The 21,821-nt window shown below is 59.8% G+C and carries 26 protein-coding genes; 16 read left to right on the forward strand and 10 right to left on the reverse strand.

From position 1 onward, the window contains the following. Positions 1–74 precede the first annotated feature (74 nt). Genes lepB through recO form a run of 5 tightly spaced genes read left to right on the forward strand, consistent with a single transcriptional unit; the run spans position 75 to position 3,604 of the window. Positions 75–899, forward strand: a complete 825-nt coding sequence (gene lepB, locus Q0908_RS19235) for a signal peptidase I (protein WP_299288542.1) — start codon at positions 75–77, stop codon at positions 897–899. Then, positions 896–1,582, forward strand: a complete 687-nt coding sequence (rnc, locus tag Q0908_RS19240; protein ID WP_299288545.1) for a ribonuclease III — start codon at positions 896–898, stop codon at positions 1,580–1,582. Before lepB ends, rnc begins: the two co-directional genes overlap by 4 nt. Next, positions 1,579–2,487: a GTPase Era gene (gene era / locus Q0908_RS19245; protein WP_299288548.1), complete on the forward strand. Its 909-nt coding sequence runs from the start codon at positions 1,579–1,581 to the stop codon at positions 2,485–2,487. The genes rnc and era overlap by 4 nt, the downstream gene beginning before the upstream one ends. A 60-nt stretch (positions 2,488–2,547) precedes the next feature. Next, positions 2,548–2,877 carry a DUF1491 family protein gene (locus Q0908_RS19250; RefSeq protein ID WP_299288551.1) on the forward strand — a complete coding sequence of 110 codons (330 nt, stop codon included), beginning with the start codon at positions 2,548–2,550 and terminating at the stop codon, positions 2,875–2,877. A gap of 1 nt (position 2,878) precedes the next feature. Then, the gene (gene recO / locus Q0908_RS19255) at positions 2,879–3,604 is read left to right on the forward strand and encodes a DNA repair protein RecO (protein ID WP_299288555.1); all 726 of its coding nucleotides are present in this window, start codon (positions 2,879–2,881) and stop codon (positions 3,602–3,604) included. On the opposite strand, the gene Q0908_RS19260 is transcribed toward recO, so the two are convergent. The 4 genes from Q0908_RS19260 to Q0908_RS19275 all read right to left on the reverse strand — a co-directional run bounded on the left by Q0908_RS19260 (position 3,588) and on the right by Q0908_RS19275 (position 6,948). Continuing rightward, positions 3,588–3,980, reverse strand: a complete 393-nt coding sequence (locus Q0908_RS19260) for an META domain-containing protein (RefSeq protein WP_299288557.1) — start codon at positions 3,978–3,980, stop codon at positions 3,588–3,590. The two genes, recO and Q0908_RS19260, sit on opposite strands and share 17 nt — an antisense overlap. Next, complete coding sequence (locus Q0908_RS19265; RefSeq protein WP_299288559.1) at positions 3,977–4,501, reverse strand: TetR/AcrR family transcriptional regulator; 525 nt, start codon at positions 4,499–4,501, stop codon at positions 3,977–3,979. Before Q0908_RS19265 ends, Q0908_RS19260 begins: the two co-directional genes overlap by 4 nt. A 122-nt stretch (positions 4,502–4,623) precedes the next feature. After that, entirely contained in the window at positions 4,624–5,220 is a 597-nt protein-coding gene (locus Q0908_RS19270) for a LysE family translocator (RefSeq protein WP_299288562.1), read from the reverse strand. Positions 5,221–5,259: 39 nt separating this feature from the next. Then, positions 5,260–6,948: an acyl-CoA dehydrogenase family protein gene (locus tag Q0908_RS19275; RefSeq protein WP_299288565.1), complete on the reverse strand. Its 1,689-nt coding sequence runs from the start codon at positions 6,946–6,948 to the stop codon at positions 5,260–5,262. 145 nt (positions 6,949–7,093) lie between these two features. Between Q0908_RS19275 and Q0908_RS19280 the strand changes: the two genes are divergently transcribed. Next, entirely contained in the window at positions 7,094–7,861 is a 768-nt protein-coding gene (locus Q0908_RS19280; RefSeq protein ID WP_299288567.1) for a sulfite exporter TauE/SafE family protein, read from the forward strand. On the opposite strand, the gene Q0908_RS19285 is transcribed toward Q0908_RS19280, so the two are convergent. Continuing rightward, entirely contained in the window at positions 7,858–8,217 is a 360-nt protein-coding gene (locus Q0908_RS19285) for a helix-turn-helix transcriptional regulator (RefSeq protein ID WP_299288570.1), read from the reverse strand. The two genes, Q0908_RS19280 and Q0908_RS19285, sit on opposite strands and share 4 nt — an antisense overlap. 184 nt (positions 8,218–8,401) lie before the next feature. Here Q0908_RS19285 and Q0908_RS19290 point away from each other — a divergent pair, with 184 nt between their 5' ends. Further along, positions 8,402–9,304 (forward strand): LysR family transcriptional regulator, encoded by a 903-nt coding sequence (locus Q0908_RS19290; protein WP_299288573.1) that lies wholly within the window; start codon positions 8,402–8,404, stop codon positions 9,302–9,304. 88 nt (positions 9,305–9,392) lie between these two features. Next, positions 9,393–10,097: a hypothetical protein gene (locus Q0908_RS19295; protein WP_299288576.1), complete on the forward strand. Its 705-nt coding sequence runs from the start codon at positions 9,393–9,395 to the stop codon at positions 10,095–10,097. A 15-nt stretch (positions 10,098–10,112) separates the two neighbouring features. On the opposite strand, the gene Q0908_RS19300 is transcribed toward Q0908_RS19295, so the two are convergent. Beyond that, on the reverse strand, positions 10,113–11,711 hold the full coding sequence (locus Q0908_RS19300; RefSeq protein ID WP_299288579.1) for a phosphoenolpyruvate carboxykinase: 1,599 nt from the start codon (positions 11,709–11,711) through the stop codon (positions 10,113–10,115). Positions 11,712–12,059: 348 nt separating this feature from the next. Here Q0908_RS19300 and Q0908_RS19305 point away from each other — a divergent pair, with 348 nt between their 5' ends. The 7 genes from Q0908_RS19305 to Q0908_RS19335 all read left to right on the forward strand — a co-directional run bounded on the left by Q0908_RS19305 (position 12,060) and on the right by Q0908_RS19335 (position 17,406). Beyond that, on the forward strand, positions 12,060–12,761 hold the full coding sequence (locus Q0908_RS19305; RefSeq protein ID WP_299288582.1) for a response regulator transcription factor: 702 nt from the start codon (positions 12,060–12,062) through the stop codon (positions 12,759–12,761). Between the two features lie 45 nt (positions 12,762–12,806). Next, positions 12,807–14,495, forward strand: coding sequence for a sensor histidine kinase (locus tag Q0908_RS19310; protein WP_299288644.1), 1,689 nt, complete (start codon positions 12,807–12,809; stop codon positions 14,493–14,495). Positions 14,496–14,507: 12 nt separating this feature from the next. Next, the gene (locus Q0908_RS19315; protein WP_299288585.1) at positions 14,508–14,927 is read left to right on the forward strand and encodes a hypothetical protein; all 420 of its coding nucleotides are present in this window, start codon (positions 14,508–14,510) and stop codon (positions 14,925–14,927) included. Continuing rightward, a complete protein-coding gene (gene rapZ / locus Q0908_RS19320; RefSeq protein WP_299288591.1) occupies positions 14,924–15,817 on the forward strand; it encodes an RNase adapter RapZ in 894 nt (297 codons plus the stop codon). Before Q0908_RS19315 ends, rapZ begins: the two co-directional genes overlap by 4 nt. Continuing rightward, positions 15,814–16,209 carry a PTS fructose transporter subunit IIA gene (locus tag Q0908_RS19325; protein ID WP_299288594.1) on the forward strand — a complete coding sequence of 132 codons (396 nt, stop codon included), beginning with the start codon at positions 15,814–15,816 and terminating at the stop codon, positions 16,207–16,209. The genes rapZ and Q0908_RS19325 overlap by 4 nt, the downstream gene beginning before the upstream one ends. Before the next feature lie 3 nt (positions 16,210–16,212). After that, positions 16,213–16,482 carry an HPr family phosphocarrier protein gene (locus Q0908_RS19330; RefSeq protein ID WP_299288598.1) on the forward strand — a complete coding sequence of 90 codons (270 nt, stop codon included), beginning with the start codon at positions 16,213–16,215 and terminating at the stop codon, positions 16,480–16,482. A 66-nt stretch (positions 16,483–16,548) separates the two neighbouring features. Further along, positions 16,549–17,406, forward strand: a complete 858-nt coding sequence (locus tag Q0908_RS19335; protein ID WP_299288601.1) for a lysophospholipid acyltransferase family protein — start codon at positions 16,549–16,551, stop codon at positions 17,404–17,406. A gap of 3 nt (positions 17,407–17,409) precedes the next feature. Here the strand turns inward: Q0908_RS19335 and Q0908_RS19340 are convergent, their stop codons facing one another. Further along, positions 17,410–18,285 (reverse strand): 3-hydroxybutyryl-CoA dehydrogenase, encoded by an 876-nt coding sequence (locus Q0908_RS19340; RefSeq protein WP_299288604.1) that lies wholly within the window; start codon positions 18,283–18,285, stop codon positions 17,410–17,412. 154 nt (positions 18,286–18,439) lie between these two features. On the opposite strand from Q0908_RS19340, the gene Q0908_RS19345 reads away from it, so the two are divergent. After that, entirely contained in the window at positions 18,440–19,261 is an 822-nt protein-coding gene (locus tag Q0908_RS19345) for a DUF6473 family protein (protein WP_299288607.1), read from the forward strand. Between the two features lie 58 nt (positions 19,262–19,319). Here Q0908_RS19345 and Q0908_RS19350 read toward each other — a convergent pair whose 3' ends face one another. From Q0908_RS19350 to Q0908_RS19360, 3 genes are all read right to left on the reverse strand, one after another. Beyond that, positions 19,320–20,246 (reverse strand): FAD-binding protein, encoded by a 927-nt coding sequence (locus Q0908_RS19350; protein ID WP_299288610.1) that lies wholly within the window; start codon positions 20,244–20,246, stop codon positions 19,320–19,322. Continuing rightward, positions 20,246–21,004, reverse strand: coding sequence for an electron transfer flavoprotein subunit beta/FixA family protein (locus Q0908_RS19355; protein WP_299288615.1), 759 nt, complete (start codon positions 21,002–21,004; stop codon positions 20,246–20,248). The genes Q0908_RS19350 and Q0908_RS19355 overlap by 1 nt, the downstream gene beginning before the upstream one ends. Positions 21,005–21,244: 240 nt before the next feature. Continuing rightward, positions 21,245–21,820: a cob(I)yrinic acid a,c-diamide adenosyltransferase gene (locus tag Q0908_RS19360; protein WP_299288618.1), complete on the reverse strand. Its 576-nt coding sequence runs from the start codon at positions 21,818–21,820 to the stop codon at positions 21,245–21,247. Position 21,821 lies beyond the last annotated feature (1 nt).

The raw sequence follows: 21,821 nt of genomic DNA on the forward strand, positions 1-21,821 counted from the left end.
AGCAGGCCCGCGCCTTGACACCCCACCCCCGCACCCGCATGTACCCCTGAACCCGACCCGAGCAGGAGCGCCCCATGGCCGCCAAGGAAAAGTCCCAGAACGGCGTGATCGAAACGATCAAAACGGTTGTCTATGCGCTGCTGATTGCAGGCGTGTTCCGCACGCTGTTCTTTCAGCCTTTCTGGATCCCCTCCGGGTCCATGAAAGAGACGCTGCTGATCGGCGATTTCCTGTTTGTGAACAAGATGGCCTATGGCTATTCCTACGCCTCGTGCCCCTCGATCCCGATGATCGGGCTGGACGCGAAAAAGCTTTGCGGTTTCATCGACGGGGACAACACCCGCATCTGGGCGGGCGAGCCTGAACGCGGTGATGTCGTGGTGTTCCGTCATCCGGTCCAAGGCTCGGACTATATCAAACGGCTCGTGGGCCTGCCCGGTGATACGATCCAGATCACCAATGGCCAGATCATCCTGAACGGAACCCCTGTGCCGCAGGAACCCGCAGGCACATTCACCGAAGTGTTTGACCGCCAAGGGCCGCAAGGTCTGCTGCCACGCTGCGAAAGCGGCGCGGTGGGGCAGGGGGCGGCCTGCACCAAATCCCGCTTTGTCGAGACATTCCCTGATGGCGGCGAACATGTGGTGCTGAATGTGGGCGTGCAGGGGTCCGACAATACCTCCGTCTACACCGTGCCCGAAGGCAACTTCTTTTTCATGGGCGATAACCGCGACAACTCCTCCGACAGCCGTTTGGCTCAGGTTGCAGGTGGCGTTGGCTATGTCCCGTTCGAGAACCTGATCGGGCGCGCAGACAGGATCGTCTTTTCGTCCGCAGGCCGGTCGATGCTCTATTTCTGGACATGGCGGTCGGACCGCTTCTTTAAGGGGATCGAGTGAAGCTGGGCGCGGACCTCAAAGCCTTTGAGGCGCGGATCGGGCATGTGTTCAACACGCCGGACCTTTTGATCGAGGCGGTCACCCATGCCTCGATGTCCTCGCCCACCCGATCTGACAACCAACGGCTGGAATTTCTGGGGGACCGGGTGCTTGGCCTTGTGATGGCAGAGGCGCTGTTGTCCGCGGACAAGGCCGCCGCCGAAGGCCTGCTGGCCCCCCGCTTCAACGCGCTTGTGCGCAAGGAAACATGTGCGGATGTGGCGCGTGACATTGGGCTGGGGGATGTGCTGCGCCTTGGACGATCCGAGATGATGTCGGGAGGGCGGCGCAAGCAGGCATTGCTGGGTGATGCGGTTGAGGCGGTGATTGCCGCCGTCTATCTGGACGCCGGGTTCAACGCGGCGCGCGACGTGATCCTGCGACTCTGGGCCGACCGGATTGGTCGGGTCGAGGATGACGCTCGCGATGCCAAGACTGCCCTGCAGGAATGGGCACAGGCCCGCGGGCTGGCACCGCCCCGCTATGTTGAAACGGCCCGCACGGGCCCCGATCACGCGCCGGTGTTCACGATATCAGCGCAACTCGATACAGGCGCTGAGGCCAGCGCCACCGCAGGGTCGAAACGTGAGGCCCAGCAAAGCGCCGCAAAGGCGCTGATGGACGCATTGGAGCAAGACACATGACCACCCGCGCCGGTTTCGTCGCCCTGATCGGAGAGCCCAATGCGGGCAAGTCCACGCTTCTCAATCGGATGGTGGGGGCCAAGGTCAGCATCGTCACGCACAAGGTGCAGACCACCCGCGCCCGCATCCGCGGTGTGGCGATGGAGGGGGAGGCGCAGATCGTCTTTGTTGACACGCCGGGCCTGTTCCAACCGCGCCGCCGGTTGGATCGGGCCATGGTCGCTGCTGCTTGGGGTGGTGCGGCGGATGCGGATGTGGTCGTGCTGATGGTCGAGGCGCATCGCGGAGTGACACCGGGCGTGGAACGCGTTTTGGAACGTCTGGCCGAGATCGGAGAGGGACGTACCGTGGCCCTCGCCATCAACAAGATCGACCAGGTTGAGGCCCCCGTTCTGCTGGGGTTGACGGACGATCTGAACAAGCGCTTTGATTTTGCAGAGACCTTCATGATCTCTGCCGAGAAGGGGCACGGTGTGGACACGCTGCGCCAATGGCTCGCCACGCAGGTGCCCGAAGGGCCATGGCTCTACCCCGAAGATCAGATCGCCGATCTGCCCATGCGCATGATTGCCGCCGAAATGACCCGCGAAAAGCTGACACTGCGGCTGCATCAGGAACTTCCCTACCAACTGACCGTCGAGACGGAGAGTTGGGAAGAGCGCAAGGATGGCACGGCGCGCATCGATCAGGTGATCTATGTCAGCCGCGACGGGCACAAAGGCATCGTGCTGGGCAACAAGGGCGAGACGATCAAGTCCGTCTCGCAAGCCAGCCGCGCCGAGCTGACCGAATTTCTGGGCCGCAAGGTACATCTGTTCCTGCAGGTCAAAGTGCGCGAAAAGTGGCAGGAAGAGGCGGAACGCTATTCCGAAATGGGGCTGGATTTCAAAGATGGAAACGTCTGAGCCAGCTTTGTTCTGTCGCCTCTTGGCGTGCTGTGCCGGAGCAACACAGCGGAGGGCGTCGTGCCGCGTCTGACTTCTCGGTTCTGGGTGGATGCCTATCTTGCGCGGTTGCGGCTGGCGGATATTCCGGCCTTTGTGGTTGTCCACGGGGATGACACCGGCGGGGTCGTCTTGGTCAAGCTGAACACGCTGGACGGTAGCGCGACGCTGTTCCAGCGCACCTTTGATCTGATGACCGACACCCGTGTCTGGAGCGAACTGGCCGCGGGGCCTGAGCCGGATGTTGATGCGGCCGTCGCCCGCCAGCGCGGTTTTGATCCTGATCTGTGGGTGATCGAGGTCGAGGACCGCGCAGGACGCCACCTGTTGGACCAGGACGGGTTGGCCTGAGATGGACTGGCGCGGCACCGGCATATTGCTCAGCGTGCGCCGCCACGGTGAAAGCAGCGCTATCATCGATGTATTTACAGAGGACAAAGGCCGTCACGCAGGGGTGGTGCGCGGCGGGACCAGCCGCAAGATCGCGCCCATTCTGCAACCGGGCGCGCAGCTGGATGTGGCCTGGCGCGCCCGGCTCGAAGACCATATAGGCAGTTTCGTAGTCGAACCTGTGCGCAGCCGGGCCGCCCTTGTGATGAGTGACCGTCTGGCCTTGGCCGGGTTGAACACGGTGACCGCGTTGCTGGCCTATGGCCTGCCCGAACGCGAGGCGCACGCATTGCTGTACCGGCGCACCGAGCAATTGCTTGATCTGTTGGGGCAAAACGATGTGTGGCCGCTGGCCTATCTTCAATGGGAAGTGGCCCTGCTTGAAGAGCTTGGATTTGGCCTTGATCTGAGCGTCTGTGCGGTGACAGGGGGCCGGGACGACTTGCGCTATGTCTCGCCCAAATCGGGGCGGGCTGTATCCGGTGCCGGTGCGGGTGAATGGGCGGACCGGTTGCTGCCTTTGCCCCCGGTGCTGCACGGCGAGGGTGATGCGTCAAATGCCGAGATCGTGCAGGCACTTTCCACGACGGGCTACTTCTTTGAGGCGCATCTGGCCCGCAGTCTGGGCACCCGCCCGCTTCCCGAAGCGCGGGCGCGCTTTATCGACGCGCTCACTCGGACGCTGTGAACACCATCTCGCCGCCATCATCGTTGCGCAGAAACAGCGTGTTGCCGCGCACCTCGGACTGCGTCATCAGCGACAGCGCACCAAGATAGGCGGTTTCCGCATCAAGATCGGGACAGGCCATTTTAGTCGCCGCAATCGGGCCGGCTTCGAACCACGGATAGGGGACCGAATTCGTGGCCGTGAACCGGTTGCAGGGGGCTTGCCCCGACATCGGGCCGCCTGGCTCGAATTCGAGCGTCGCGCGGGGCTCAAAGGTGGCTCCGTTCAGTGTCGTGAGGGTCCACGTGACCCCCGCCGCACCGTAACGCGCGACGGTCTCGTCGGCCTGACAGGCCGGAATAAATCCAACAAGCGCGAACGCTGCGACCTTGATCACTTGAGCGCCATGACCAGATCGACAAGGGCGGCAAAGGCGACGAGCGCCTCCCCATCATCCGAACTCATCTGCTTGAGACCGACAAGAGCGCCATATGCCGCTTTAGTGAAATCATCATTGGTGACGCCAATGTCGGACATCAAAGCCACAAGGCGGGTCATGCGCGCGCTGTCGACGTCATGCACGGCCGCCCTCACGGTGGCATCTGCGTGCGCCCATGCACGCAGAGCCGGGCCAGCGGTGTCGTTCTGCACGTTCTGACCAAAGCGGATCATCTTGTCCGTCGGGGTGCCGTCCATCGCGGCTTCGGCCTTCAACTCGGCCATCGCGCGGTCCTTCCAATGCGCCAGAATGGCGGCCTGAAACGCGGGCACATCCTTGAAATGCCAATAAAACGACCCTTTTGAGGTCTTGAGGTAGCGTGAAAGCGGCTCGGCGCGCAGGGCCATCGGCCCAACGGCGGTGAGTTGGTCAAGCCCGGCTTCAATCCAGGCGGCGGGGGAGAGAGGTGCTTTGGCCATAAATTCGCGATACGCCCGGGTATGCTGCGGTGCAAGGGAAAGCGTGACAACCTGAGGTTTTGGGCGCTTTGCCGCACATTAGGGTGAAAAGCTGCTTAACAGGCAGGCGATACGCCCTGATTTCAGCCGCGCAGCTCTGCAAAAACGGCCAATGCGACGACGATCAGCATGGACCCGGCCATGGCGTAGTTGATCAGCCGCTGCCGGTGTGGGGCGAGGTTCAGCGCCTTCAGCCGCACCCCAAGCCAGACCCACAGCACGTGGATAGGCACCCAGATCAGGTTGACAATGATCAGCTTCCAGATCGCCTCGACCACCAGAGCGTCGGGAAAGATCGCGAAGCCTGAAAAGAGTGCGGTGTTGACGGCGTAAGCCTTGGGATTGATCGGTTGCAGCAGGATGCCCGCCAGCACGCCCGGTTCGCTTTGCGCGGGGCGAAAGGCGAGGGTTGAGCCAGCAAAGGCGATGCGCATCGCGAGATAAAGCAGATAGGCGGTGGACAGCGCGAAAAGCACGTTGCGCACCAGCGGATTGGCCAGAACGAGGGCCGCAAGCCCTGTGACAACGGCGAGGATCACAAGAATGTTGCCGATGAACAGCCCCAGCACATAGCGCAGGCCGGACCGCATTCCATAGGCTGCGCCCACTCCGGCGGCGGACAGGACGCCCGGGCCGGGGGTGATGATCAGGAAAAAGACAGCGGCGGCGAAGGTGAGCATGTGCCCACTTTCACTGCGCGCGCCGAATGGTCAATGCCTTCAGCCAAGCAGGCGCCGCGCGATGACCTGCGCCTGAATTTCGGCGGCCCCTTCGAAGATGTTGAGGATGCGCGCATCGCACAGCACCCGGCTGATCTTGTATTCCAGCGCAAAGCCGTTGCCGCCGTGGATTTGCAGCCCGTTGTCCGCAGCCGCCCAGGCCACCCGTGCGCCAAGCAGCTTGGCCATCCCCGCCTCGACATCGCAGCGCCGTCCTTCATCCTTTTCGAAGGCCGAGAAATAGGTCAGTTGGCGCGCCACCATGATCTCGACCGCCATCATTGCCAGCTTGTTGGCCACGCGGGGGAAGTTGATCAGGGTTTTGCCGAATTGCTTACGTTCTTGGGCATATTGCATCGAGATATCGAGCGCCGATTGGGCTACACCAATCGCGCGTGCGGCGGTCTGGATGCGTGCGGACTCAAACGTCTCCATGAGTTGTTTGAAGCCTTTGCCCTCTTCCCCGCCAAGTAGGTTTTCACCTTTCACATGGAAATCATCGAAGGCCAGTTCGAATTCCTTCATGCCCCGATAGCCCAAGACTTCGATCTCGCCCCCGGTCATGCCGTCAGTAGGGAAGGGGTTGGCCTCATCACCGGGTATCTTTTCGGCGAGGAACATCGACAGGCCCTTATAGTCGGTCGTGTTTGGATCGGTGCGCGCCAGCAGCGTCATGATCTGAGTGCGCGCGGCGTGGGTGATCCACGTCTTGTTGCCGGTGATCTTGTAGTCGCCGTTGGCGTCCCTGACCGCGCGTGTGCGCAAGGAACCAAGGTCGGAGCCGGTGTTGGGTTCGGTGAATACGGCAGTGGGCAGGGTTTCGGCGCTGGCCAGTTGGGGCAACCACTTTTCCTTCTGCGCGTCCGTGCCGCCGGCGATAATCAACTCGGCGGCGATCTCGGAGCGGGTCCCGAGTGAGCCGACACCGATATAGCCGCGCGACAACTCCTCGCTGACCACGCACATAGACGCTTTCGACAGGCCCAACCCGCCATATTGTTCGGGAATCGTCAGCCCAAACACGCCCATCTCGGCCAGTTCCTCGATCACCTCCATAGGGATCAATTCGTCCTTGAGGTGCCAGTCATGGGCAAATGGTTCGACCTTTTCGACCGCATAGCGGCGGAATTGTTCACGGATCATCTCAAGCTCATCATCGAGGCCGGATGTGCCCACGATGATCTCGGCGCTGCGTTCCTGCATCAAGGCGACAAGGCGCAGGCGGGCGGCTTGGGTGTTGCCACCTTGGGTCAATGTCATCACAGCCGGGTCCATCATCCCGCGCATATCGTCTTGGGACAGGCCAAGGTCTTGCAGGCGCAATACCTCGCCCTGGTTCATCTGGATGCCGCCATAGATCTGCCAGAGGTATTCGCCAAAACTGATTTGCAGGATCAGCGCCTCGACCTCGCCGAATTTCGACTGCGCCTCGAGTGCGGCGGCCCATTTGTGCATCTGGCGGAGGGATTCGGTGTAGGTCGCCAGCCAGGCGAGACCATGGGCTGCGGTCTGATGTTCCTCGACCAGCGCGCCACTGACGCGGCCATCCACGCTCAGCTTTTCCTTGAGAGAGGTGCGCGCCAGCTCAGTGATCGCCTCGACGGGGGCAATGGCCGCGCCGGTCAGGGCCAGCAGATCATCCAGCAAAATCGGGGCGACGCCGCCCAAGTCCTGTCCGTCATGTGCCATGGTGCTTTTCTCCATCTCGATCTGCGCGACTCACTATCCACTTTGCAGGTGCAGCGCAATTAATATTCATTTCGCTGCGGCAATTTGTTCTATTATTTCGCGCCGTTGTTTTGCAGTGCAGCACGGTTCGGCGTAAGAGGGCGCTATGGATACGCTCACAACCCTGTTGCCGATCAGTCTTTGGGTGATGGCATTCATCATCGCCGTCCTGGGGGGCTTCGTCAAAGGGGTCGTTGGATTTGCGATGCCCATGGTGATGATTTCGGGCCTGTCGACCTTTATGGAACCGGAATTGGCGCTGGCCGGTCTGATTGTGCCGACATTGATTACGAATGTCGCTCAAGCGCTGCGACAGGGGATTGGAGCCGCCTTGGCATCTGCAAAGCGTTTCTGGATCTATCTGGTCGTGGGCGGGGTCATGCTGGTGGCCAGTGCCCAACTCGTCCGGGTGCTGCCAATCTCGGTGATGGTGGGGCTGATCGGCTTTCCGGTGACGGGCTTCGCGGTGTTGCAACTCATAGGGTTGCGGTTCCGGCTGGCGCGGCAGCGCGCCGATGTCGAGGCAGGGATAGGGGCCTTCGCAGGCTTTCTGGGCGGCATATCGGGGATATGGGGTCCGCCAACCGTGCTGTACCTGACCGCACTTGATACGGAAAAATCCGAACAGATGCGGGCGCAGGGCGTGATCTACGGGCTTGGGGCGCTTGCGTTGGTCGGGGCGCATCTGGGTTCGGGCGTGCTGCGGGCCGAGACACTGCCGCTGAGCCTTGCGCTGGTCCTGCCCGCCCTTGCCGGTCAATGGCTTGGGGGGCAGGTGCTGGACCGGGTGGACCAGGCGCTGTTTCGAAAAGCGACCCTTGTGGTGCTGCTCGTTGCCGGCCTGAACCTTATTCGGCGGGCATTGACGGGTTAGCTTGCGCGGCGCGCAACCGTCAGACCAGAGACGTCTTCGATAAATGTCACGATGCGTGATTTGATCTGTTCGTCTTCGATGGCGGCAAGGGCATTCACAATATCCACACCGTTGTCACGGCGCTGTGCAGGTTCCGCTTCGACCAGCCCTTCGAAAAAGTAGGACGTTGGCACATCAAGAATCCGCGACAGCTCGAACAGGCGGCTTGCGGCAACCCGATTGGACCCGATCTCGTATTTTTGAATTTGCTGAAAGGACAGGTTCAACCGTTTTGCCACGTCAGTTTGTGACATGCGGCGCAGAGTACGAATTTGTTTAAGACGTTTTCCAACATGGACGTCGACAGGATGCGACATGAAATAATTACCTCCGGTTGTTATGGGGAAGTGATCGGCGATCCTCCGACTCGGTTCAATTGGCTAGATATGCGTTTCTTTCACACGTAAATGTTGCATTATTGTATGATTTGTGTACCCATAGGGTATTGTAGATCATACGTTGAGATCGCTTGTGAACGCTCCTTTGTCTAATTTGGCCGATATGAACCAGCCGTTGATGTTCGAGATGATCCGCTCGTTCACCACGCTGGCGCATACTTTGAACCTGTCCCATGCGGTGGCCGAGTTGAACAGCACGCGCCAGACGGTGCGTCGTCACGTGGCACAGCTTGAGGTGTTGCGGGGCGAGCCGCTTTTTGAGGTGCGGGATCGACGCTACGAGCTGACCGCCGCAGGCGAGGCCGCTCTGCCGGAAGCGCAGGAACTGGTGCTACGCGCCCGGGCTTGGGCACAAGGGCAGACCGGATCATTTGGGGCCTTGCAATATCTCAAGGCGCGGCGGGGCGACTGGTTCTTTTATCAGCAGCAGCAGCCCATGGGCGGGGTCTGGAGTGATGAGTCCATCCTGTTGCGCGAGACATATCGCGCATGGATGATGTGTTCGCACGAGATCGAAAACCCCTGTCTGGCCCATGTCCGACCCTATTTGATGGTCTATCGCCATACGGATGCCGGCTGGATCTGCGTCGAGTTCGGTATGAAGTCCGCCTATGTGAGCTGGTTTGGCAGTGACTACGCCCGATCGAGCATTGGACGCCCCATCACTCGGATGCCTGCGGGTGAGGAATTCGGGCGTCTGATGGATCAGGCGTTTTACGATGTGGAGGCCACGCAAAGCGCGCGCCTTGATCACGTATATACCCGGATGCCCAAGCGACAGGACCCGGATCAGGCCACGATGGTCTATCAGCGGTTGATGATGCCGGGCTTTTTCCCGGACCGCTCACCGGCCGTCATGACCCTTGTGGTGCCAACCTCTGATGTGAATATCAGCGAGCTTGATGGTCAACAGCGCGCCGATACAACCGACATCGTAAAGCCCGATTTTGACCCTGAAAATGCCTATTTCGAGAAGTTGGCCCGCGACGACCCCGCAGGAAGGTAAGGAAAACACCACCTTTACGTGAGATATTTGCGGGTAATTTGACTAATATTGTCTTAACTTTGTCCCTGTGCGGCACAGGAGACAATGCATGACGATTCAATTTTCAGGTAACGCAGCCCCTTTCATCGCAACAAGCCGTGATATCCTGGTTGCGCAAGGTATCAAATTAACGATTGGCACCGATTTTGAGGAATACAAAGCGCTGGTGGCAGACGAACGCCCGATGCAGAAACTTGGCGCGCCGTTCGATCCTGATCTGCATAATCTGAATAAAAGCAATGCCTTCTGGCTCATCGGTCGCAACGAAGACGATGAGTTGATCCACACGCAGGCTGCGCGTCGCATCCGATTGGGTGGCCGCCCACTCAGCAGTTACCTGTTGCGTCAGTTCCGCACGTTTCCACCCCCATTGCGGGGTGTCGACCTGGCCCGATCCCGCTTCCGAGCGACACCGGGCACCCACCGAATCGCCGGTACGGTGGCGTATCATGGAGAGTTCTGGGTGGCCCCAGAGCGCGGCAAATACCGCGGAGTCGGCCTCGCGCCCGTCCTTGGACGTACCGGTATGCTCGAAATGATGCAGCGATGGGACCCGGATTGGATCTATGGTTTCATCCTGAACGTGGTGGCTTTCAAAGGGTTCGGTGCGCGCATCGGCTACCTTCATCTTGAGCCGAGCGCGTTGAAATGGGTTGTCGATGGCCGTGACGCGCCCATCGATACATTTCTGGCCTATAACAGCCGTGAGGATCTGGAATACCTGTTGGATATTCCGCTTCAGGAAGCAGCCTAGGACGCTTTGCGTCGCCTACCCAAGGGCGGCAGCGCGCACATCGTCATCAATATGGGGCAGATACTGCTCGAAATTGGTCGAGAACATCTCGACCAGTTTGGTGGCCTGAGCGTCATAGGCCGCCCCATCGTCCCATGTGCGGCGAGGATCCAGCAGAATATCAGCGACACCGCGCACAGAGATCGGCACGTCAAAGCCGAAATTGGGGTCTTTGCGGAATTCACCAGCGACCAAGGTGCCATCCAGCGCTGCTGTCAGCAAGCCGCGCGTTGCGTGGATCGGCATGCGGCTGCCAGTGCCGTAAGCCCCCCCTGTCCAACCCGTGTTCACCAGCCAGCAGGTCGCGCCATGTTTGGCGATCTTGCCCTGCAACAGCTTGCCGTATTCCTCGGGGCGGCGGGGCATGAAGGGCGCGCCAAAACAGGTCGAGAATGTCGGTTCGGGCTCTGTCACGCCCCGCTCGGTGCCTGCCACCTTTGAGGTAAAGCCCGACAGGAAGTGATACATCGCCTGCGCTGGCGTCAGTCGCGCAATCGGAGGCAGGACCCCGAACGCATCGCAAGTCAGCATGATGATGTTCTTGGGATGTCCGCCAAGCGCCGAGGCCGACGCGTTCGATATATAGTGCAGCGGATAGGCGCAGCGCATGTTGGCCGTCAGGCTGTCATCCTCAAAGTCGAGCTCACGCGTGTCGGGATCATAGACCATGTTCTCGACCACGGTGCCGAATTTTTCGGTTGTCGCGTATATCTCAGGCTCCGCTTCCGGACTGAGGTTGATTGTCTTGGCATAACACCCACCTTCGAAATTGAAGGTGCCGCGATCTGACCAGCCATGTTCATCGTCACCAATCAACGTCCGGCCTGGATCAGCGGACAAGGTGGTCTTGCCCGTCCCCGACAGGCCGAAAAACACCGCAGTGTCGACTGGATTGCCATGGGCGTGATTGGCGGAGCAGTGCATTGGCATCACGCCACGTTCGGGCAACAGGTAGTTCAACAGGGTAAAGACGGATTTCTTGTTTTCGCCCGCATATTCCGTACCGCCGATCAGGATCATCTTGCGCTCAAAGTTCATCGCGATGACGGTGTCGGAGCGGCAGTTGTGTCTGTCCGGGTCCGCTTTGAACGACGGGCAGTTGATCACTGTGAAATCAGCGACAAAGTCCGCGAGGTCCTCGGCATCGGGGCGGCGCAGCATATGGCGGATAAACAGGCCGTGCCAGGCCAGTTCGGTCACCATACGCACGTTGATCGCATAGCTGGGGTCGGCCCCGCCGGTCAGGTCCTGCACGTAGTATTCGCGCCCCTTCATATGCGCGATCATGTCGGCATAGAGCGCGTCAAAGCCTTCGGGGGACATCTCGGCGTTGTTGTCCCACCAGATGTGGTCCGCCACATCTGGCGTTTTGACCACATGTTTATCTTTGGGCGAGCGGCCGGTGAACTTACCAGTTGTAACCAGAAAAGTGCCGCCTTTGCCCAAGTGCCCTTCGGAGCGAGCCAGCGCCCGCTCCATCAGGTCAGGTTCGATGAGGTTGTAATAGACATCGCCCAACTCTGTGATCCCTTGATCTTCGAGGCGGAACTGCGGGTTGACCCGTCCAAATGTCATATGAACTCTCCTGATGCCGCTGCGCGGCTATTTTGGTGCAGGGTGGGTGTGTAAAAACCCAAAACGACAGCACGTCGCCCCCTTTTGCGGTCTTAACATGCAGATTCCGGCAAGGGATAGGTGGACGAGCCGTCGTTAGCGCCACCAAAGCAGGAGATTGCGCAAACACTGTTTCCGATGGGCACAGCTATAGGGCGAATGTGCGGCAATTTAGTCATTCCTAACCAATTTCAGCGCCTAGTAGGGGCGCATTTGGCTTGTGATTCGCACTTATGGATTGATTCGAAAGCGTAAAACCAAGAGAGTGGCCGAAAAAATAAAAGTTTGAGCAGTAAAAGGAAACGGGCAATGTCCAAGATCGCACTGGTGGACGACGACAGGAATATCCTGACGTCGGTATCCATGACGCTCGAAGCTGAGGGTTTCGAGGTGGAAACATATAACGACGGCCAGGCCGCGCTCGACGCGTTCAACAAGCGTCTGCCGGACATGGCAGTGCTGGACATCAAGATGCCCCGCATGGATGGCATGGATCTGTTGCAGCGCCTGCGGCAGAAAACCACAATGCCGGTCATCTTCCTCACCTCCAAGGATGATGAAATCGACGAGGTGCTTGGCCTGCGCATGGGGGCCGACGACTACGTCAAGAAACCATTCTCGCAACGACTTCTGGTCGAGCGTATCCGCGCATTGCTGCGCCGTCAGGATGCGATGGACGGTGATATCGTCGGTGATACCGAAGAAACCAAGGTCATGGATCGCGGTGATCTGCGCATGGATCCACTGCGCCACGCGGTGTCCTGGAAGGGCAAGGACGTGTCGCTGACGGTGACCGAATTCCTGTTGCTTCAAGCGTTGGCGCAGCGCCCCGGTTTCGTGAAATCGCGCGATCAATTGATGGACGTGGCCTATGATGATCAGGTCTATGTGGATGACCGGACCATCGACAGCCACATCAAGCGCTTGCGCAAGAAGATGCGCAGCGCGGACGACGAATTCTCGGCGATTGAGACGCTGTATGGCATCGGGTATCGTTACAACGAGGAATAAACCGCGCCGTTCCCGGCGCTGGTCAAGGGGACATCCGTGCGAGACATGAGCACGCTACCATCACGCGACGGCGACGTCGTGTTGGGCGAAGACTGGGTTGCACCAGAAACCGCAGCCTCGTCCGAGTTGCGTGACGATCGTGCGCGGCGGGGCCTCTTCTCGCTGCGCGGCTCACCCTTGGCGCGCAAGATCATCACCTTCAACCTGATCGCACTGAACGTGTTGGTCGCGGGCATTCTGTATCTGAACTCGACCCGTGACAGTCTGGCGGTGCAGCGTATCGCGGCACTGGTGGCGCAAGCCGAGTTGGTGGCCGACGTGTTCGAGGCACAGCTGCCTGCAGGCGCGCCGGTAAACCTTGCGACGGGCGATGGCGTGGATGTCGCCGCAACCCTTGGCGCGCTCGACCTGCGCGATGGGCACACCGTCTACGTCTTTGACCCGACCGAGGCGTTGATCGCGCAAAGCCAAGGCACATTACGGACCGACCAACCCAATGCCGGATCGGGAGACATGGCGATCCTGACGGACGGTCTGAGCTGGGTCTGGAACCTCGTATCAGGACCATTTGCCAGATCAGGCGCTGCCGAAACGCCTGAAATCGAAGATCAATTGCGCCCGCTTGTTGCCCAAAGCCTTGCTGGAGAAACCAAGGTCAGTGATGCGTTGGACGTTGCGGGCGGTGCGATTTTCAGCGTCGTGACCCCCATTCAGCAGGACGGCGCGGCCGTGGGTGTTGTGGCGTTGACCAGCGCGTCCGGCGAAATCGATGCGATGGTGCGCAGTGAGCGCGAGCGCGTGTTGCAGATGTTCGTGATCGCCACTCTGGTGTCGATTGGCCTGAGCCTTGTGCTCGCCTCGACCATCGCCAACCCGCTCGCCGATTTGGCAGCAGCCGCTGAGCTTGGGCGTGACAAAAACGCCCGCAAGGTTAATCCTGGACGCATCCGCATCCCTGACCTGACCGCGCGCCCGGACGAAATCGGCCGCCTTTCCGGTGCGCTGCGTGGCATGATCGCGGCCCTCTACAACCGGATCGACGGCAACGAACAATTCGCCGCCGACGTGGCACATGAAATCAAAAACCCGCTGGCGTCCCTGCGATCTGCTGTCGGAACCCTGCGTATGATCAAGCGTGAGGACCAGCGCGAAAAGCTGCTGGATGTGATCGACCACGACGTCCGTCGCCTTGACCGTCTGGTCAGTGACATTTCGAACGCATCGCGCCTCGACAGTGAGCTGGTGAAGGAAGAAGAAGAACCCTTTAACCTTCTGACCATGCTTGGAAATCTGGGCCAATATCTGGGCGAGGACGCGCGCAGTAAGGGCGTCGAATTCATTGCCGATCTGCCTGCACAAGGTATCGAAGTGCAAGGGCTTGAAGCGCGATTGGCCCAGGTGTTCGTGAACCTCATCACCAACGCGATCTCCTTTTGCGAGGAAGGTGATGCGATCCGCATTTGGGCCCGCAAGCGCGAGAACCGTGTGCTGGTGGTGGTCGAAGACACGGGCCCCGGTATCCCCGACCAAGCCCTGACCAAGATCTTCAAACGGTTCTATTCGCAACGTCCTGACGAGCATTTTGGCAACAACTCGGGCCTTGGTTTGGCAATCTCGAAACAGATCGTCGAGGCGCATGGCGGGGTGATCTGGGCTGAAAACATTCGCCCTACAGATGCCGATATCACCTCTGAACCTTTGGGTGCCCGCTTTGTCGTGGGTCTGCCCGTATAATTCCCGGCGCGCATGCACACACGATTGCATGCCACATCGGTCGCAATTCAGGGTCAGGGAGTTCTGATCTGCGGGGCTTCGGGCACCGGAAAGTCCAGCCTTGCCTTACAGTTGATGGCACTTGGTGCGCAGCTGATTTCGGATGATCGGACGGAGTTGCGCGTTGATCAGGGAACACTCCGCGCCAGCGCGCCCACATCGATCCGGGGATTGATCGAGGCGCGCGGCATTGGGTTGCTGAATGCAGAGGCGGTCGAGGCGACCATCCGCCTTGTGATCGACCTTGATCAGACCGAAACAAACCGCCTGCCATACGCGCATGAGATCGAAATACTCGGCTGTACAATACCTTGTTTACACAAAGCCGAGACGGACGCTTGGCCTGCGGCGATCCTGCAATATGTCAAAGGCGGAAGAAGAGAGCCGTCATGACACAAACCAACAAAATCGCGCGCCGCTTGGTGCTGGTCACCGGCCCATCGGGGGCTGGCCGATCCAGTGCGATCCGGGTGCTCGAAGATCTCGGCTATGAGGCGATTGACAATCTGCCACTGCGCCTGATCCGTCCGCTGCTGGACAACCCGCTGACGGACAAGCCGCTGGCCCTTGGGATCGACACGCGCAACCGGGATTTCTCGATCACCGCCATTATGGACGCGATGGGCCAGATCGCCGCAGTGGATGGGCTTGTACCGGAGCTGTTGTATCTGGATTGCGACACCGGCGTCCTGCTGCAGCGATTTTCCGAAACGCGGCGGCGTCACCCGCTCGCGCCAGACGACCGGGTCGAGGTGGGCATTCAACGCGAGCTGGATCTGCTTGGCCCGTTGCGTGCACGCGCCGATGTGCTGATCGATACGACGGCGTTGAACGTCCATCAACTGCGGGCGGAGGTCGAGCATTGGTTTTCACCCGGCGGGCACAGCCAACTCGCTGTTTCCGTTCAAAGTTTCAGTTACAAACGTGGGCTGCCACGGTCCGTCGACATGGTCTTTGACTGCCGTTTCCTGAAGAATCCGTATTGGGAACCCGCTTTGCGCGCCCTGAACGGGCAGGACCCGGCGGTGCGGGACCATATCTGGACGGACCCGCGTGCGCCCCTGTTTGCGCAGCGCCTGCAGGACATGGTCCTGTGGCTGTTGCCCGCTTATCTGGACGAGGGCAAGTCACATCTATCGGTCGCTTTGGGCTGCACCGGGGGGCAACACCGCTCGGTTGCCTTGGCGGAAACCTTGGCGGCAGCCCTTGCAGAGGCGGACTGGCAGGTGTCTATTCGCCATCGGGAACTGGATCGCCGCAAACGGGACGAGGCATCGACGTGATCGGAATTGTCATCGTAGCACATGGGGGATTGGCCGCGGAGTATCTGCGCGCCATCGAGCATGTCGTCGGTGCCCAACCGGGCGTGCGCGCCATCACGATCGAGGCGGATCACAACCGCCAGGCCAAAGAGGACGAGATCTGCGCAGCCGCCAACGAGGTCGACAACGGCGGCGGGGTCGTGGTCGTCACGGATCTGTTTGGCGGATCGCCCTCAAACCTGAGCCTGCTGGCCTGCCGTCCGCAAAACCGGCGCATCCTTTATGGTGCAAACCTGCCGATGCTGATCAAACTCGCTAAAAGTCGCCACTTGGATGTGACAGACGCGGTGAGGATGGCGCTCGACGCGGGCAAGAAATATATCGACAGCCAAAATGTAAGCGCGGACACATAATCCATGGCCCAATGCACACTGGAAATCGTCAATATCAAGGGCTTGCACGCGCGCGCCTCTGCCAAGCTGGTTGAGGTGGTCGAAGCCTTTGACGCACGCGCCGTCGTGAACAAGGATGGCATGTCTGCATCAGGCGACAGCATTATGGGTCTTTTGATGTTGGCAGCGCCCATGGGAAGTTTTATTGACGTTGAAACCTCGGGGCCGGACGCGGATGCGTTGGCCGAGGCTGTGACAGCCCTCGTGGCTGACAAGTTCGGAGAAGAGAGCTGAGCCAGTTGTGTTGGGCCCGGCACGTCAAAAAAGGGTGACGATCCATTGGTCGAAAGCACGCAAAACATGGCGAAGATGGCGAAACCGGAAACGGTCAGCTTTGCCAAATATGACCGGCGCAGCCTGTCATATGCGTCCACCTTTCAGGACCCTTGGAAGGCTGCGTTTATCACGGTGATGGAGGCCTTCACCGGCAAGCTCACCATTCTGCGCCTGATCCGAAAGTTCGAGCGCCAAGGGGCCCCGCAAGGGCAGGCGTTCTGGCGTGCGGCCCTAGATGTCATGGGCATCAATCTGACGACACCGCAATACCAATTGGACCGGATCCCCAAAGAGGGGCCCGTGATCGTGGTGGCCAACCACCCGCACGGCATGGTGGACGGCATGATCTTTGCCGATCTGATTGGCCGGGTACGCCCCGACTATCGCATTCTGACCCGATCCCTGCTGACGGCCATCGATGAGGTGGCGGGCAGTTTCATGATCCCCGTGCCGTTCCCTCACGAACCGGACGCGCAGCGCAAAGGTGTCGAAATGCGCGCCAAGGCGATGGCCCATCTAAAGGCGGGTGGCGTTGTGGCCTTGTTTCCGTCAGGTGGCGTTGCCGCGTCCGAGACGTTCTTCGGCCCTGCCGTCGAGGCCGAGTGGAACGTGTTCACCGCACAGTTGATCCGCCGGTCGGGCGCGACGGTTGTGCCGATGAAGTTCCCGGGACAAAACAGTCGCGCCTACCAGATCGCCAACAAACTGTCGCCCATGCTGCGCCAGGGTTTGTTGCTGCACGAGATCGTGCATTCGCTGAACAAGCCGCAAGGACCCATCGTTGGACACCCGCTGCCGCAAGAAGACGTGGACAAGTGGAAAGACGATCCGCGCGGGTTCATGGCGTGGCTGCGTGATCACACGCTGGCGCTGACCGACTGAGGCCTAGCGCGTCGGGACGGGTACGTCCCCGCGATAGTCATAGAACCCACGTTCAGACTTGCGACCCAGCCACCCCGCCTCGACATATTTGGTCAGCAGCGGGCAGGGGCGATATTTGGTGTCCGCCAAGCCGTCATGCAGGACGTTCATGATCGCAAGGCATGTGTCCAAACCGATAAAGTCCGCCAGCTCCAGAGGGCCCATTGGATGGTTCGCCCCCAACTTCATCGAGGAGTCGATGGATTGAACAGATCCGACCCCTTCATAGAGCGTGTAGACCGCCTCGTTGATCATCGGCATTAAGATGCGATTAACGATGAAGGCCGGAAAGTCCTCGGCTGTCGCGGCGGTTTTACCCAGCTTGTCGACCACCGCGCGGCAGGCATCAAACGTCTCTGCATCCGTCGCGATGCCCCGGATCAGCTCCACCAGTTGCATCACTGGCACCGGGTTCATGAAGTGGAATCCCATGAATTTTTCGGGTCGGTCCGTCCGGCTTGCCAGCCGCGTGATCGAGATCGAAGACGTGTTCGATGTCAGGATCGTGTGGGGTTGCAGGTGAGGCAGCAAGTCTTCGAAAATGGCCTGTTTGACGGTCTCGCGTTCGGTTGCGGCCTCAATAATAAGGTCTGTCCGGCCCAAATCGGTCAGTGTCGGCGTTGTTTTGATGCAGGCCATCGCGGCAGCTTTTTCGTCGGCGCTGATTTTGTCGCGGCTCACCTGACGTTCGAGATTGCGATCAATCGTGGCAACCGCGGCTTTCAACGCGTCGCCCGAGACGTCATTGAGCAACACGTCGTAGCCTGCCAGGGACATCACATGCGCAATTCCGTTGCCCATCTGACCCGCGCCCACAATCCCGACCGATTTGATGTCCATGGTGATCCTTTCTGACAGCTTCTGCACCATAGGGGCGGGGCGCGATGGGGGGCAAGTGTTACCAATGTCATAAAGTGGTCATGTTTCGTTAGGCTTTTGGAAACACGCCTGTGCGAAGTTGAGCGTGGGTAAAATATTAAACGAGTGGGTCGTTATGAGTTTCGAAGCATTGAGTCCGGGTGGCTTGGATTACTTGCCGTGCCGTTATGGCAATTCCAAAGTCCTGTTTCGGGGGCCGAGGCGGTCCTTGAACAAACCGTTTGTCGCGTTTTTGGGAGGGACGACCACGTATGGTAAGTTCATCCCGACGCCCTTTCCTGACATTGTCGAGGCCCAGACCGGGCTCACATGCGTGAATTTCGGCAGCCTCAATGGGGGGCTGGATGTGATCGCAGGCGATCCTGTGGTGCGCGAAATGGCGGTACAGGCGCGCGCGACCGTGATCCAGATCACCAGCCCGCGCAACATGTCCAACAGGTTCTACCGGGTGCATCCGCGCCGCAACGACCGCTTTGTCGAGGCATCCGCCTTGCTGCGCGCGATTTATCGGGACGTGGACTTTGCCGAATTCAACTTTACCAACCACATGCTGCAACGCCTGAACCTTGTGTCACCCGACCGGTTCGAGGCGGTGCTGGATGAATTGCGCGCGGCGTGGACAGCGCGGATGCGCCTTGTCCTTAGCCAGATCACGGGCAAAACGATCCTGCTGTGGGCCAGCACGCATACGCCCGAAGAGATTGGCACCGATATCGACGCGGACCCGGCCTTTGTCACGCGCGACATGATTGATGCGGTAATCCCGCTGGCGACCAAGTATGCCGAGGTCGTAACCGCCTCAAAGGATGCTGAGGCGCACACTGATGGCATGGTGTTTTCGGAACTGGAGGCCCCGGCCGCAAAGATGATGCTGGGCCCGCAGATGCACCGTGATATCGCGGATACGCTGGCCCCTTTGCTCAAGTCTATGACCTGAAATGAAAAAGGCCCGCATGCGACGTGCATGCGGGCCTTTTCAATTGCGTGTAGCGCGATCAGAGCTTTTCGATCAGGTCCGGCACGGCGTCGAACAGGTCTGCGACCAGCCCGTAATCGGCCACCTGGAAGATCGGCGCTTCTTCGTCTTTGTTGATGGCGACGATGACTTTGCTGTCTTTCATGCCGGCAAGGTGCTGGATCGCACCGGAAATGCCGACCGCGACGTACAAGTCGGGGGCCACAACCTTGCCCGTCTGGCCGACTTGCCAGTCGTTGGGGGCATAGCCCGAGTCGACCGCGGCGCGCGAGGCGCCTACGGCTGCGCCCAGCTTGTCCGCCAGCTTTTCGATCAGCGCAAAGTCGTCTTCAGACCCGACGCCGCGCCCACCTGATACGACCACACCGGCCGATGTCAGTTCGGGACGATCCGAGGCGGCGACCTTGTCTTCGACCCAGGATGACAGACCGGGATCCGCCGCCGTACCGATGTTTTCGACCGATGCTGACCCGCCGGTTTCGGCTGCGTCAAAGGTGGACGTGCGGAAGGTGATGACCTTCTTGCCATCGCCTGACTTTACCGTCTGGATCGCATTGCCCGCATAGATGGGGCGTTCGAACGTGTTGGCGTCGATCACAGCCGTTGCGTCCGAAATCACCATCGCGTCGAGCAGCGCGGCCACGCGAGGCATCACGTTCTTGGCGTCGGTGGTCGCAGGAGCGACGATGTGCTCGTAATCACCCGCAAGCGAGACGATCAGATCTGCAACCGGCTCCGCCAGACGTTTGCCATAGAGCGCATCCTCGGCACACAGCACCTTGGAGACACCGGTGATTGTCGCAGCTTCGGCGGCGGCGGAGGCACAGGTGGCACCCGCGGCCAGCACGACCACGTCACCCAGTGCGGCGCATGCGGTCACAGCCTTGGCTGTGGCGTCCATGGCCAGTTCGCCGTCATTGATTTCTGCCAGAAGAAGTACAGCCATTACACAGCCCCCGCTTCTTTAAGTTTCGCTACAAGCTCTTCGACAGAGCTTACCTTGATCCCGGCGGCGCGTGCCTCTGGCTCAGTTGTTTTCACGACTTCAAGACGAGGTGCGACATCGACGCCGTAATCGGCAGCTGTCTTTTCATCCAGCGGCTTTTTCTTGGCTTTCATGATGTTGGGCAGCGACGCATAACGCGGCTCGTTCAGGCGCAGGTCAACCGTCACGACGGTGGGCATATTGACCTCGATGGTCTGCAAACCGCCATCGACTTCCCGTGTAACTTTGGCCTTGTCACCAGCGATCTCAACTTCAGAGGCGAAGGTGGCCTGGCTCCACCCCATGAGGGCGGCCAGCATCTGACCCGTGGCGTTCATGTCGTTGTCGATGGCCTGTTTGCCGCATAGCACGAGGCCCGGCTGTTCTTCGTCGATGACCCCTTTTAGGATCTTGGCGACGGCCAGCGGTTCGATGTCGGTATGCACGTCATCGGCTGCAATCACCAGAATGGCGCGGTCTGCGCCCATGGCGAGTGCGGTGCGCAAGGTTTCCTGCGCCTGTTTTACACCGACGGAGACTGCGATGATTTCCTCGGCCTGACCGGCCTCTTTGAGGCGGATTGCCTGTTCGACGGCGATTTCGTCAAACGGGTTCATCGACATTTTCACATTGGCGAGATCAACACCGGAACCGTCCGCTTTAACGCGCACCTTCACGTTGTAATCGATCACGCGTTTGACAGGCACAAGCACCTTCATGAGCGTTCCTCTCTTCATATTTGCAACCCGTCAGGGACCGGTCAAAAAATTTACGACTCAACTTCGCTAACCGAGATAGTGGGTCCTGCATGGTTTACCTAACCCGCGGTTACGGAAACAGGACAAAATCGTCACGTCACACCACAACGACGCCGCGTCGGTGGTTAAAACTGCCCGAAACGTGCCAAGACGCAAGGTTTTAGCAAGATACCGCAAGATTTCCGCAGGATACTGGACGGTTCAGGTTCGGTTCGCCCCCGGAACCCAAAGCACATCCGCTTTGCCACCGTCATTCGCAATCCTTGCCGCAACAAAAAACCAGTCACTCAGCCGGTTCAGGTATTTGACGGCCGCTGAATTGACCGCTTCCATCGTCGCAAGTTCCACGGCCAGCCGTTCAGACCGGCGCGCAACCGTGCGGCAGACATGCAGATGTGCGGACAACGCCGACCCGCCGGGCAGGATAAAGCTGCGCAATGGTTCAAGCGCGTCATTCATCGCATCGATTTCGGCCTCGAGCCGGGTCACCTGCGCATCTGTCATCCGCAGCGGCGGGTATTCGGACTCGGCGTCCTTTTCCATGTCGGGGCGGCACAGGTCCGCGCCCAGATCGAACAGGTCATTCTGGATTCGACTGAGGGCTGCATCCACATCCCCTGTCGCCTCGAGGCGCGCCACACCGACAAAGCAGTTCAGCTCGTCCGAGGTACCATAGGCCGTGACCCGCATCGCGTGTTTGGCCACGCGCGCGCCATTCCCAAGTGCGGTTTCTCCTGCATCGCCGGTCTTCGTGTAAATCTTGTTCAGAACGACCATC

The organism is uncultured Tateyamaria sp. (assembly GCF_947494755.1).
GTDB lineage: Bacteria > Pseudomonadota > Alphaproteobacteria > Rhodobacterales > Rhodobacteraceae > Tateyamaria.